Here is a 13,374-nt window from a genome sequence, read left to right as displayed (position 1 = left end):
TATCACAAAATTTTACTTTCCTCTGGGAAAGCACTATTCGAAGTGCATGAAAATATAGCGACCTTTGTGATATAATGATTAAACAAAATATAGCTTACTCCATATTAGAATTAGCACTTGTCCCACAAGGCAGTACAATCAAACAGACACTCAATAACTCATTAGCAGTTGCTCAAAAAGCAGAATCATATAACTACAAACGTTATTGGTTTGCTGAACACCATAACTCGGGAAACATAGGCAGTAGCGCTCCGTCGGTCTTAATAGGCTACGTTGCTGACAATACTGAGAAAATCAGAGTAGGCTCTGGAGGCGTTATGTTACCAAACCACTCACCTCTCATTGTGGCGGAACAGTTCGGAACGCTGGCTCACCTTTATCCAGGGCGTATCGATCTAGGTTTAGGACGTGCGCCAGGCACGGACCCTCAAACTGCTCGTGCAATACGTTCTGATTTTTTCCAGGCAGCGCAGGCTTTCCCCGAAGAAGTAGAAAAGATTCAAGATTACTTCTCGTTGGACAACAGTCGCTCTCCTGTTCGAGCGACGCTTGCAGAAGGTACTGAGGTACCGCTTTACATTTTGGGCTCCAGTATGGACAGTGCTCATTTGGCTGCCAAAAAAGGACTGCCCTATGCATTTGCCAGTCACTTTGCCTCTACGCATCTATTTGACGCACTGAAAATTTACCGCGAGGAATTTCAACCTTCTGAGTTCTTAGAGAAGCCTTATACCATTGCCGGTATTAACGCTTTTGTCGCGGACACTGACGATGAAGCACGACAACTTTTCACGACCTTGATCCGAATGTTTATGGGTGTGTTAACAGGGAATTCAGGGCCTTTACAACCACCAACGAAATTCACTTCCGAACTACAAGAACTGGTACAACATCCGGCCTTACATAAGATGCTGAAGTATTCCTTTGTAGGGAATAAACAGACGGTTAAGGCACAGGTGCAATCGTTTTTAGAGGAGACACGGGTTGACGAGCTTATTGTGGTTTCTTCCACGTATGATGTCGAGGATCGTATCAAGTCTGTTAGGCTCTTCGGCGAGATTATGAAAGAGATCAATGAAGAAAACGAGAACGATCGTTAGGAACGATTGACGCAAAAAAATCATCCGTTTAAAATAAAATAATAAGAAACCATCCGATCTTGGTCTGACCTCGTATTACGATCTCTCGGTGTAGCTAGTATCATCCCTCGTTGTTAACTCGTCATTTTTGGCTAAAATAGCGAGTTAACAACGAGCTACCCTGCTCCTAGCATCGGGGTTTGCTCGAACGAGTCCTAACCGAGTTCTTTACTCTTTCTTTTTAGTTTTCTTGAGATCATCCAACCCTTTTCCTTCTAAAATTTGCTGATAGTATTTTTCAATTCTGCTTTCTCTGGTTTTTGCCTGTTTAGCTTGATTGAAGTAGAACAGGTAACCTTTTTGCCTGCCTGGAGTTAAGGAATAAAATGCTTTGGCAAATGCCGCGTCTTCGTCAAGCGCTCGTTGGAACTCTTCCGGCACTGGATAGTCTGAGACTTTCTTTAATTCTACTTTCTTTCCGGATCCTTCAATGGCTATGGCCTCTCGAATATACTTTTCGATAAGGGGACGCATCTCTATGATTTGCCCGACATCTGTAAAACGAAGCTGTCTAGCCGACTGTACATTCTCGGTTTGTTGTATCAACACTTTTTCTTTATCCTGAATCAACGCACCTTTATGGAACAACAGTGCGCAATATTCTTTAAATCCATGAATTAGGACAACGTTGTTTCCGTTAAAAGTATAGCAGGGGTGTTTCCACTTAAAGTCTTCTTCTAAGGATTTGGTTTCTAAAATAATCTCTCTAAGCAAGGAATACTCTTCACTCCATTTGCGTGCTTTTTCGAAAAAGCGATCTGCTTGTAAATTCATTAGGTACTCGATTAATTTTGAGTTGAAGTAATTCTTCGATCAGCCGGCCTAAAATACCACGAAAGGACAGTCACAGTTAATAGAACCAAAGATGGAACGGCTTCTGTAAGCGACTGACCCACAACAAAATGAGAAACGGCCGCGCCAGACATGGCGAAGAAGAAGCCCGCATATGCCCATTCTTTTAGCAATAAGAATCTGGGCATGAGAATGGTAATAACACCCAATATTTTCCACACACCAAGAATACTCAACATATATAATGGATAACCCAATTGGCTAACAATTTCATTATAACCACCAATTTGAAGCAGCTGCTGTATTCCGCCGGCCAACATTCCAACCGAAAGGAATATCGTTACAATCCAGTAGATGATTTTGTTTCTTTTGTTCATAATAATCTATTTTAATTGGTTAACAATCTTTTGTAGTCGGTCGTGTGCCATATTCAGCCCTTTTGCAAAGGGCATTTCTAAAAGTTGGTTGCGAAATGCGACGGATTTGAAAATCTGCTGAATGGTGATTTTACTTTTCTCTTCACTTATTTCTTCGAAGGATAAAAACTCTAGCTGAACAGGAAAGGGGCTGTTCTCCATTTCAAAGGTTCTGGTAATTTTCTCGTTGGGCACAAACTCGAGGATAACGCCGTTTGCCGCGAAAACTACTTGCTCTTCATGGGAGGTCTCGAAACGCCAGAGACCGTGTTTATGGTTTTCAAGCTTGACAACTTTTGTTCCCATCCACTGTTCTACAATCTCAGGGTCTTCATAGGCCTTGAAAAGCAGTTCTAAGGGTAGATCGAACTCCCTAATGATAAAAAGTTCCTGTCTATCTTCTTCAGCGTGGATTCTTGTTTTTAGTTCCATCTTATTTTCTGTCTTTATACGTTTTCATTACAGATTCTAACTTGTTGAAACGATCATCCCACATCTTTCGGAAAGGCTCGATGAAATCTGCAACCTGTTTCATTTTATTCGGATTTAAATGATAATAGATTTCCCTGCCGCTTTGTTCAGCTTCTAATAGCTCACATTCTGCCAGAATTTGTATGTGTTTGGAAACCGTCGGTCTCGCACTATCAAAATTAGCTGCTATCGCACCGGCGGTCATGGATTGTGTTGCAACCAACAGAAGAATGGCTCTTCTGGTGGGATCGGCAATAGCCTGAAAAACATCACGTCTTAGATTCATTATGAAGTCATTTGACTACAAATATAAGTGTAGCTATTCGGCTACGCAAGTTTTTTTTACAAAAAAATGAAAGCTAAGCGGTAGGAATTATAATGGCCTTAAAAGGAGAATTAGTTAGTCCACTGAAAATCCATCTTGGGTTGCTCCATTGAATTATCAATCACGTCAATCCCTAAATTAAGAATGGCTTCCATGGCTTGGTAGTCGATTCTATGTTCATCATCACTAGGCTTATGATAATCATCGTGACCGCCCGTATGGAAAAATAGAACGGGAATGTCTTTCTTATAAAAGGAAGTCTGATCGGATCCACCATTACCGTCTTTACTGGTAAAGAATTTTATTGAGCTTTCGACCCCTTCGAAGATCGCCGGGAATGCAGAACTGGTTCCATGACCGATGATAGCCAATCCTCCGTTCTGTTCCTGATAACGACCAATCATATCCATATTCAGCATCCAGTGGATGTCTGCTAAAGGCAGAGTAGGGTTATTTGTAAAATAGTTGGATCCGATTAAGCCAAGCTCCTCAGCTCCGAACCCAATAAATAAAAAGTTAAAAGGTTCCGTCGTATCGTTAGATGTGTAATGTCGTGCTAGCTCTAGTAAACCTGCCACCCCAGAAGCATTATCATCTGCACCATTGTGAATTTTCCCGACTCCCAAGGAATCTCTAGAGCCTCCAATTTCAGCAGTTCCGAGATGATCATAATGTGCGCCAACGACAATCGTAAACTCTGCCCCATTATCTAGAAAGCCGATGATATTATCTGACATTCTCAGAGAATCGGCAATTTTCACTTTGGTAACTCTCGCTTCAAAAGACTGACGATAGCCATCCTCACCCATCGGTTTCAGATTATACTTCTTAAAATATTTTTCCACATAATCAGCGGCTTTATGGGAGCCTTCTTTTCCAGTTTCACGTCCATTCATTTTGTCCGCCGATAAGTACTGAATGTGCTTCTTTAGGTTCCTAGGTTTAACCTGTGCATAGAGGCTGACATTCAAGCTTAAGAAAAACAAAACGATGATAATACTGCGTAAAGTTAGGATGGATCTCATACCGCAAATATACGGAAATGATGAAGTGAAAAAGCTTTTTCCATTCTATTTGTATCTTTGTTGAATAAAAATATAAACGATAAAAGAATGGCTAGTATTAAAACGATCATCTTAACAATATTCTTGTCCGCAACATTTACCATCCCTGCCGCGAATGCACAAAGTATTTTCGACCGCGTAAAGAAGGCTATGGAGGACAAGATGACCGATCAGGATTCAACAACAGAAAGAAAAAAGAACGTGGACCTGTCTGGCATATCAACTGGAGAAACCTCTGATGCGCTTAAGCAAGCTTTAAATATGGGCGTAAAGGAGGGTATTCAAAAACTTGGTGCTGAAGATGGCTTTTTTAAGAATGAATTAGTCAAAATATTATTGCCTAAAGAACTGCAAAAAGTAGATGCAGCCCTTAGAAGATTTGGCCTTTCAAGTCTAGCTGATCAAGGACTTCTGCTACTTAACCGCGCGGCAGAAGACGCCGTTAAAGAGGGTGCTCCTATTTTCGCAAATGCAATTACTTCCATGACATTCGATGATGCGAAAGATATTTTGTTGGGAGATAGTGTGGCGGCGACTAATTATCTAAAGAACAAAACCTCTGAACAGCTATTTGCGGCTTTTAAGCCGAAGGTGGAAAACTCACTGGGAAAAGTGGGTGCCGATAAGGTCTGGGAACAGATTATCACAAAATACAATGGTTTTACACGCCAATCGATCGAAACCGACCTCAATGCCTACGTAACGCAGGAAACAGTAAGCGGGGTATTCAAGATGGTAGCTGAAAAAGAGAATGAATTGCGTGATAATCCGATCTTCCGTACGACTTCGCTACTCAAGAAAGTATTCGGAGCGGTCGACTAAGACTAAGTTTATCAGTGCATCAGCTTTCTGAGCCAGATATTCTATTTTCCACAAGCAACCCTCTCTTTCGTAAAACTTCAGCAAGAGAGCGCCATTTTTTGTTGGTAAAGGGAGAGGCGAAGTAATAACTTTTGTAGTTGCTCAGAACAACGCGTGTTCCATATCTCATATTCCGACCGAAACCCAATGGATGAAGAATGATCCCTTTAATTTCATTTAGTTTAAAAACCTTCGAAGAACGGAATGGGAATCTGTTTCTGATTTCAATATGGTGATCATCGAGGACAAAATAGTATGAAATTTTGCTAATAAAGTAGTAAATGAAAAGACAAGTCAACAAAAAAAAGGATGCGAAATACCAGGGATAAGCGGGGTTAAACGTGATTCTTACAACGCCAAACAGTAACATGATAAGAAGGGACAGAAACAAGAGATGATCAAATGATGTTAAAATGTTAAAATCAAAACGATCAGTCACCGTCTCTTCTTGGCTCAATTGCGGAACTTCATCATCTTCAGTATTTTCTACCAAATGTTCGCGCTTTAACTTTTCTAAACGTTGGAAAAGCAAAGAAGATTGATCGTAGAAAATTTCTGGGATAAACTTCGTTTCCCCATTCAATAAATAAATCGTTGCTCCGTAAAATGATTCATAGGTAATTCGGCCGATGTCCATAACCTTAATACGCGATATTTCTGATAATGAAATGATATCATTGCCGATGGTTATACGATCAGCGCGAAAAGTTATCGGTTTAGTGGTTTTGTATAAAGCTTGAAGTCCTTTGATCAAAAACCCTATGGTCAAGAAGAGAAACAAACCGGCAATAACCGCCATTCCAATCCACTTTTCAAAGAAGTCATCTGAAATTGGAATGTGTTCGACATATTCCCTGTAGAAAGGTGTGCAGATAAGGCAAATCATAGCAATGGCTACCACGACATTTAAAATAACGCGATAGGACACATTTTTGGAGCGAATGAATACAGTAGGTTCTTGGTTGTTGGGCATCGGTTGTTTACGTGAAAACAAGTTAGCTATAAAAAATCTTTAACGTCGTAAGATAAGTTTTTCAGTTGGAATGTTATCTTCGGTTCCATTAAAATAAGATTCAAAGCCAAAGTTTTCTAGAATTTTTTTTGAGCCATAGTTATCAGGATGTATGATTCCGACGATTGAACTTTTGGGGGCTACAGAAAATGCCAGAGCTATCATACGCTCACAAATCTTCGTGCCTAGACCTTTTCCCCAATAGATTTTTTTCAGAAGATAACCGACCTCAAGTAATGAACTGTCTCGTTTGTAATGAACCATCTTACATTCTCCGAGAATATTAGAATCGGTATCCAAAACGCGAAAATATCCGAACGCCGACTCTTCTTTATTAATTTTTATAATTGATTGAAATTTGTCTTTAGCTTCGCTAACTGACATCCCCTTCCCGGTAATGTATTTCATTACCTCATCTTCCTTGACCAAAGAATAATATTCTGCGAAATTATTATTATTATATTTCTCGAGACGTAGCATTTACGTGAAATGCGGGTTATAAATCAGGCCGATAGCATTTCCCCAGAGATCTTTTAGAATAGCTACCATGATGCCGCCACCAACTTCTTTCGGTTTTTCATGCGCTGTGGCTCCTAGTCCTAAAAACCTGTCGAATTCCGCGTGGATATCATTAACCCCCCAATATGCTACCACGTTGTCAGTTTTATCTTTTTCCGGATCTACCTCCGGCTGAAGCCCGAGCTCATACCCGCCAATCTCAAACCCTACGTAGAAAGATTCACTAAAATAAGGTTGGGTCTCAAATGCCTTGATATACCATTCTGTGGCAGCCTGAATATCTGCTACTCGATAAATTGTCGTTCTAAGTCCTAAAATTTTAGTTTCCACGTTTTCGGTTTTGGTTATAAATATGATATTATAATACTGTTTGTTTTTACCCCTTTTCTGTGATCGAAACTCTAAAGTTCGTCATTGTCTTTCGTTGGCGTTCTATATAGTTCCAAACCCAGAAGATGAAGGCAACGGACGCCACAAAATAAAGGAAGGGATAAAGAAATCCTAATCCATTCAGCAAGAAAGCAAACACGAATAGAAGCCCTGTAAAAAGATGAGTTATAGCCGTGTGCGCATTGCTTGGTACTAAATCACCAGGCGTTCCGTCGTAATGGTTTTGGGCATAACGAATGGCCTGAATCGCAAATGGAGCAGATAAAAATGCCACGTAAAACGTTGTAGGAGCAAAACCCAATATCGGGAGTAAAGCTATGATCACATAGGCCAGTATGAAGTTGCCAATCAATACATTCTTCGCTCGCCTTTTTCCCAGACGTACAACCAAGGTGTTTTTATTAGCCTTGATATCTGAATTGGCATCTTGGAACTGATTTATTAATAGCACATTGGAAATGAATAGGGCAACTGGCAACGAGATTAAGAATGATTCAATCGAAAAATATCCTGTTTGCACATAAAACGCACCCATCGTCATCATTACGCCAAAGGTGGTAGCGATGAGGAATTCGGCAATTCCCGGTGCTAAATTGATGAATGAAAACTTGCCGCTCTCGTTGGTGTAGAATAAGCCGGCCAATATCCCGTAAAGGACTAATGGTACTAGCCCCCAACCACTGGCTGTAATAAGAAAAATTCCGATGAGAAGAGCTATGAAACTAAGTACGAGACCTACAAAACCCATATCGCCCCTCGAGACTAACCCTAACTGTATCATTCTGGAGCCACCGGTAAACGGTCGGATGCCTTCGGCGTTTTCGCTATCCCGTTCGGCGTCCTTCCAATCGTTGATCATATTGGTACCTGCTTGGACGAGTAAACCGCCAATCAGTGTTAAGAGAAACAACATAAAATTGAACGTACCGGTAGCAGCATAGGCTACGGCTCCACCTACTAATATGGGAACCAATGATGCGGTAAGCGATAGCGGTCGCACGGCTTGTTTCCAAGCTCTAGCTTTGGCTTTCACGTCATCCCAGGAACTGTAAGATTGCCGATTTTGAGGAAATTCAAAGATGGTCGGTTTCTCGCCCTGCAATATCTCCGGAACAAAACGATACTTGACCGTGAATGGTTTGATCCGAATGAACTCTAATCGGTCTGTAGCATCAATTTTTATCATATGTTCTACAAACGGAGACCGGGTGGACATGATGTCAATGATCCTATTGCGCTCCGCTCTTTCACGTATAACTTCAGCGCGACCGATAATTTCACACTCCTCCATCTCCAAGAACTTATCGCCTTGATGAATAAGCAATGCGGTCTCGGGGATGTTACTCCATTGGATAACCTTTGGATCCCCCTTCATGCTGCTAACATAGATGTTAAAATCCTCATCTGCCCCGAAATGCATCATTCGCTGTCTCGGAGTTCCCATGTTTGAAGTCCCCACAGCGGCAACCTCCGCTCTGGAAAGATAGTCAAGAACTTCTTGTTTACTACGCTCTGCCATGCTACAAAAATACGAAAATTAAGACGACAGTCGGATAAGCCAAACGCGAAACAAACATTGCGGTGGCAATCTATCATTCAATATCCGAACTTTAGTCCAATTCCCGCACTATTTCTCGGAAATTGACCACGCTAGCGGTTATATCTGGTGTGTTATGTGACCAGTTGGTTTCATATTCAGCAGAAAGCATTCCTTTGAATTTCTGACGCTTCAATTCCTTGATTAATGCAGGAACGTTAGCAACGCCAGTGCCCCAATGCACATCTTTAGCTTCTCGGGACTTAGCGTTCAGGTCTTTAAAATGCAGGTGATTGATATGACCTTTTAGTTTTTTCAAACTTTCGACAGGATCAAGTCCAGAACGTATCCAGTGGCCAATATCGGCACATGCACCTACATACTTACTGTCCGCTAGGGCAATGGCGCTTAACACAGAATCAGGACTCCAATAAATTGACGGTTTAGGGTGATTGTGAATGGAAACCTTGATTTTGAACTCACTGGCTAACTTCCCGACAAGGGGAAGATCTTCTCGCTTCGGTTCTGAATTTATGTTCTGGATCCCCATTGCCTTGGCAAACTCAAAAAGTTGTCGCCAAGATTCCTCGGAATCCGCGTTAACTACCCCATAAGCGTACAGCTTAATGCCATGGTCTTTAACCATTTTTAAAACCTGCTCTCTTTTTTCAGGAGTCATCGTATAGTCCATTTTCCCCTCAATGCCGCCGCCGATGGTCTGCCCGGGAAAGGATTCAATAAACTTTAAGTCTGCACTATCGGTTTTCTGTAAAGCTTCTGCGAAAGTAAACAAACGAAAGCTATAGGCTTGTGTTCCTAAATGCCAGCCTAGTTTTTCTTCGGGATAGTGTTGATAATCTGTAATTTTCTTATCCTGTGCGTTTACCGAAGTAAACAAGGAACATAAAAGAAGCAAAAGAAGCGTTTGAAGTTTTAATTTTGTTTTGATCATGGTCGAAATTTATTGGGTTAATATCTGTTTATCAGCTATTAGTTGCTTTTTTAATGACGGGTAATCGATGTCCTGCACCGCTTGATTGTTATCAATCGCCATCACAGCTACCGTTGCAGCACTTTGTCCTAATATCATAAACACGGGTTCCATCCTGATTGAACCAAACGCTATATGAGAACTGGAAACGCAAACCGGAACCATCAAGTTGCTACACTCTTCTTTCTTGGGCATGATAGAACCCAATGAGATCTTATAAGGGCTCTTGGTAGGGACTCCAATATCTCCTTCATTCTGGACGAAGCCATCTTCTTTGATATAGCGCTGCACATTGTGGGAGTCAAGGGTGTATGATCCCATACCTATGGAGTTATTGACATCACGTGTATTGAGGACTTCGTGCTCTGTCATAACTTCATGGCCAATCATTCGTCTTGCTTCTCGGATATACAATTGATGAGGCCAGTTGCCATTATCGACAAACTCATCTTTCGCCAAGCCCCATTTTTTAATTTCTTCTTGCACATCAGAAGGCATTCGTTCGTCGTTGGCCATAAAATATAAAAGCCCCTTCTGATAGTTTTCGTGCTCTTTGATGATTTCTCTTCGCCGTTCGTAAGATGCTTCAGGATAATCGTAGTTCATCCCGATGTTATCAGTACTGAAAGGGCCATGGTTATTGGTGTCGGTCTTCCTGTTGGGTATCGGATCATATTTATTAAAAGTTTGATTCCAACCGCTTTGATAGACTCTCAGTAATAACTCATATTGGCTTGGATCGTAGGCGTCCGGTTTCGGAAATTCGACTCTATTTTCTGGATGGTTGCTAAGGCACATACGAAAACAGTAGGCTTGAATCCGATGGTCTGCTTCTCCTTTTTCCCCTGGTGGCGCTGTGGAAATACGAGGGAGCACTCCGCTGCTGGGGTCTCCGGCAATCTTATACGGACTAATATCTGCGTGAAACCAGTGTTGATGATGTAAGATGCCGACCTGAATGCCATTCCAGGTTTCGCCATAGGTGTCATTAGATTCGCGACCGACATGGTAGCTGACTCCTCCAGCAGCCATTAGGTCTCCCTCATAGGTAGCATCAATAAACACGCTTCCCGAATAGACATTCCCGCTTAGTGTTTTAATAGCCATGATCTTACCATCCAAGGTTTCAACTCCATTCTCCCGGTCTAGCCATTGGTCGCGATGAACCTGAATAGTGTTCTCTCTCACGAAATCTTCAAATATGGATTCAGCTACATGAGGCTCAAAAATCCACATGGTCCGTTCCTCACCGTCGATAGCTGCAGTTCCTTGTCCCCTATTACCATATTCGGATTTCTTTTGCCATTTCCAAGCATCCGTATCTTGATAATGCAGATACACACGATGGTAAAACTCTCTGGCTAAGCCCCCGATGACCGACTTGTCGCCCGTATCGGTGAAACCGAGTCCTCCTGAAGATAATCCACCTAAGTGCTTATCCGGCGATACGACGAGTACTGACTTACCCAGTTGGACAACCTGTACAGCTGAGATGATGGCGGCCGAGGTTCCACCGTAGATAATAACATCGGCCTCGTAGCGCTTCGCATCGTCCTTCGAAGCATAAGAATACTCAAATACACTAAGCAGAATAAAAAATAAGACAAGGGTCGTTCTAACGTTGCGCATCATGATCTAGGTCGGTGGTATCCGTAAATATAAAATAAAATATTTTGTTATCTTGCTATCAATTTAGTTTCTTCACATCCAAACGATTCAAACCCAATAGATCAACACCATCTATGTCGCACGCAAAGCCTCAGTTGTTCCAGAGCAAGAAACATTTTGAAGTACTGGACGGTTTACGAGGAGTAGCGGCCCTGGCTATTGTTATCTTCCACTTCATGGAATGGATAATTCCTGAACCCAGTCTAAATTTTATCGGTCATGGTTTTTTGGCAGTGGACTTTTTCTTCTGTTTATCGGGCTTTGTAGTGGGTTATGCTTATGACGACCGGATCAAGAGCATGGGACTAAAGGAATTTTTTAAGCTGAGATTAACCCGATTGCACCCCATGGTGGTTTTCGGGTCGGTACTGGGTCTCTTGGCATTCTTGTTTGATCCTTTTGGTGGTGAGTCTGAACTATACAGTGCGGGACGAATTATTCTAATCTTTATATGTTCGGCTTTGCTTATTCCATTTCCAACAATGGAAGAAAGGGCTTTCAACAATTTTGGGTTGAATGCTCCTTCATGGTCATTGTTCTGGGAGTATATAGCTAATATGGTCTATGCTCTCTTCCTATGTCGAGTGAACAGAAAGGTTTTGGCTGCTCTTGCACTTATTGCTGCTGTTGTTCTTTATTCAGTAAGCTATAATACGGGAAATCTTTTGGGTGGTTGGAACGGCGACACCTTTTGGCATGGCGGTGCACGTATTTTTTATTCCTTCTCAGCCGGGCTCCTTATCTATCGATTGAATTGGATTATCAAGAATCAACTTGGTTTTATAGGTCTTGCCGTGCTACTGTCATTTGCGTTCCTCGCTCCTTATCCGAGCTGGAACTGGCTGTTAGAGTTCCTAATTGTAATCTTTTATTTCCCATTGCTTGTTTCATTGGGCGCGGGAACAGTATTGAATTCTTCCGTCAAAAAACTTTGTTTATTTTTTGGCGACATGTCGTATCCGCTATACATGACCCATTATGCAGGGATCTGGATATTTGGAAACTATTATATGAGCCGGCAACCTAGCGCTTCAGAGCTAACCTGGATCATTATAGGTGGCACCCTGTTCATGCTCGCCTTTGCATACGTGGTGATGAGGTTCGTCGATAAGCCCCTGAGAAGGTATCTAACTAGATAAGGAAAAACAAAAGGCGTAGTCTAGAGATTAAAAAATAGTCGCAAAACTACGCCTTGTAGAACTTAGTAAGTATATACCACAAATTCTGACAAGAAGGTCAGTCCTTGTAGCCCCTCAAGCATCGTGATCCTAATGTTCTTCAGCATTTGAGGTTCAATATCATAAGACTGGTATGCAGTATTTCCTGGGTCAAAACTACGTTCCCCTCCTAAAGGAAACCATTCTGCTCCATCTAAGCTTCCTTCTAATATAAATTTGGTAAATCCTCTCGAATTGTTTTGTCTAGGAGCCATCTCTATTTTTGTTACGTAAATAGCTTCTTGCATATCAAAACTCAACCAGTGCGGGTAGGAGCTAACTGGTCCACCAGCATATCTAGAATGCCAAATGGTATTTAAGTCGCCATCTAAAACAGCTGAAGCAAGACCGGTATTTTCACCTGATAGTTGCTCGGTCGATGCCGTTGCCACCCATCCATCAGTATTAGCTGGCCGCGCTTCTAACTTTGGTGCAATAAAAATCAGTGTTTTTGCACTCGGACTAATATCATAGCCTGAAGCATCGGAAATAGTCAGTGCCAATAAATGGTCTTTCTCTGTATCAAATTGGCTTGGGTCATAAGTCAAATTTGCCAAATCTGAAGAGATTGTGCCCGATGGGATAACCAGGCTCAGCTTGTCAATCGAATAACCGGCGTCTGGGAAGGGGAGATACGGTTCTTCATTGTTTAAAACACGAATATTGTTCAGACTGTCAAGTACATGATTGTCTTTAGTCAAGGTGACTGCGATATCACTGGCAGGGAGGCCTACCGCACCAAAACCGACTCCAAAATTGACTGCACGCTCTTCTATTGGAAACATCGTGAGCATTTGTTCGCCCGTTTTAGCTTTAGCAATAAATACATTTGCTCCCTCTTTACTGTCTGTTAGCTGCTCATAGGGAGGCGTGTCTTCCTTGCACCCAACAATGGCAAGGAAGGAGAATACGATAATATAATAGATTGAATGTTTTTTCATCTCAAATGAGGATTAAATAAATTATAAGTAC

Annotated in this window: 15 protein-coding genes; 3 read left to right on the top strand and 12 right to left on the bottom strand. The window is 41.8% G+C overall.

Features of this window, described 5'->3' with window-relative positions:
- The first annotated feature begins 74 nt into the window (after positions 1-74).
- Positions 75-1,100, top strand: a complete 1,026-nt coding sequence (locus tag WKR92_RS07195; RefSeq protein WP_375557145.1) for an LLM class flavin-dependent oxidoreductase — start codon at positions 75-77, stop codon at positions 1,098-1,100.
- Positions 1,101-1,307: 207 nt separating this feature from the next.
- Here the strand turns inward: WKR92_RS07195 and WKR92_RS07190 are convergent, their stop codons facing one another.
- The 5 genes from WKR92_RS07190 to WKR92_RS07170 all read right to left on the bottom strand — a co-directional run bounded on the left by WKR92_RS07190 (position 1,308) and on the right by WKR92_RS07170 (position 4,168).
- The gene (locus tag WKR92_RS07190) at positions 1,308-1,913 is read right to left on the bottom strand and encodes a YdeI/OmpD-associated family protein (protein WP_375557144.1); all 606 of its coding nucleotides are present in this window, start codon (positions 1,911-1,913) and stop codon (positions 1,308-1,310) included.
- An 11-nt stretch (positions 1,914-1,924) separates the two neighbouring features.
- The gene (locus tag WKR92_RS07185) at positions 1,925-2,308 is read right to left on the bottom strand and encodes a DoxX family protein (RefSeq protein ID WP_375557143.1); all 384 of its coding nucleotides are present in this window, start codon (positions 2,306-2,308) and stop codon (positions 1,925-1,927) included.
- 6 nt (positions 2,309-2,314) lie between these two features.
- A complete protein-coding gene (locus tag WKR92_RS07180; RefSeq protein WP_375557142.1) occupies positions 2,315-2,779 on the bottom strand; it encodes an SRPBCC family protein in 465 nt (154 codons plus the stop codon).
- Position 2,780: 1 nt separating this feature from the next.
- Positions 2,781-3,104 (bottom strand): ArsR/SmtB family transcription factor, encoded by a 324-nt coding sequence (locus WKR92_RS07175; RefSeq protein WP_375557141.1) that lies wholly within the window; start codon positions 3,102-3,104, stop codon positions 2,781-2,783.
- A gap of 110 nt (positions 3,105-3,214) precedes the next feature.
- Complete coding sequence (locus WKR92_RS07170) at positions 3,215-4,168, bottom strand: M20/M25/M40 family metallo-hydrolase (protein WP_375557140.1); 954 nt, start codon at positions 4,166-4,168, stop codon at positions 3,215-3,217.
- Between the two features lie 87 nt (positions 4,169-4,255).
- Between WKR92_RS07170 and WKR92_RS07165 the strand changes: the two genes are divergently transcribed.
- Positions 4,256-5,029: a DUF4197 domain-containing protein gene (locus WKR92_RS07165; protein WP_375557139.1), complete on the top strand. Its 774-nt coding sequence runs from the start codon at positions 4,256-4,258 to the stop codon at positions 5,027-5,029.
- A 19-nt stretch (positions 5,030-5,048) separates the two neighbouring features.
- Here WKR92_RS07165 and WKR92_RS07160 read toward each other — a convergent pair whose 3' ends face one another.
- From WKR92_RS07160 to WKR92_RS07135, 6 genes are all read right to left on the bottom strand, one after another.
- Entirely contained in the window at positions 5,049-6,041 is a 993-nt protein-coding gene (locus WKR92_RS07160) for a hypothetical protein (protein WP_375557138.1), read from the bottom strand.
- Positions 6,042-6,080: 39 nt separating this feature from the next.
- Positions 6,081-6,560, bottom strand: a complete 480-nt coding sequence (locus WKR92_RS07155) for a GNAT family N-acetyltransferase (protein ID WP_375557137.1) — start codon at positions 6,558-6,560, stop codon at positions 6,081-6,083.
- The gene (locus WKR92_RS07150) at positions 6,561-6,929 is read right to left on the bottom strand and encodes a VOC family protein (RefSeq protein WP_375557136.1); all 369 of its coding nucleotides are present in this window, start codon (positions 6,927-6,929) and stop codon (positions 6,561-6,563) included.
- 46 nt (positions 6,930-6,975) lie between these two features.
- The gene (gene menA / locus WKR92_RS07145) at positions 6,976-8,508 is read right to left on the bottom strand and encodes a 1,4-dihydroxy-2-naphthoate octaprenyltransferase (protein WP_375557135.1); all 1,533 of its coding nucleotides are present in this window, start codon (positions 8,506-8,508) and stop codon (positions 6,976-6,978) included.
- 91 nt (positions 8,509-8,599) lie between these two features.
- Complete coding sequence (locus WKR92_RS07140; RefSeq protein ID WP_375557134.1) at positions 8,600-9,478, bottom strand: sugar phosphate isomerase/epimerase family protein; 879 nt, start codon at positions 9,476-9,478, stop codon at positions 8,600-8,602.
- A gap of 9 nt (positions 9,479-9,487) precedes the next feature.
- The gene (locus WKR92_RS07135) at positions 9,488-11,149 is read right to left on the bottom strand and encodes an FAD-dependent oxidoreductase (RefSeq protein WP_375557133.1); all 1,662 of its coding nucleotides are present in this window, start codon (positions 11,147-11,149) and stop codon (positions 9,488-9,490) included.
- 110 nt (positions 11,150-11,259) lie between these two features.
- Between WKR92_RS07135 and WKR92_RS07130 the strand changes: the two genes are divergently transcribed.
- Positions 11,260-12,324, top strand: a complete 1,065-nt coding sequence (locus WKR92_RS07130) for an acyltransferase family protein (RefSeq protein ID WP_375557132.1) — start codon at positions 11,260-11,262, stop codon at positions 12,322-12,324.
- A gap of 62 nt (positions 12,325-12,386) precedes the next feature.
- Here WKR92_RS07130 and WKR92_RS07125 read toward each other — a convergent pair whose 3' ends face one another.
- Complete coding sequence (locus WKR92_RS07125) at positions 12,387-13,343, bottom strand: discoidin domain-containing protein (RefSeq protein ID WP_375557131.1); 957 nt, start codon at positions 13,341-13,343, stop codon at positions 12,387-12,389.
- Positions 13,344-13,374: the final 31 nt, after the last annotated feature.

Origin of the sequence: Albibacterium profundi, assembly GCF_042159835.1 — a bacterium.
Classification (GTDB): domain Bacteria; phylum Bacteroidota; class Bacteroidia; order Sphingobacteriales; family Sphingobacteriaceae; genus Albibacterium; species Albibacterium profundi.
The sequence above is the reverse complement of the archived record's forward strand: the minus strand, read 5'-3'. Positions and strand labels throughout refer to the sequence as shown.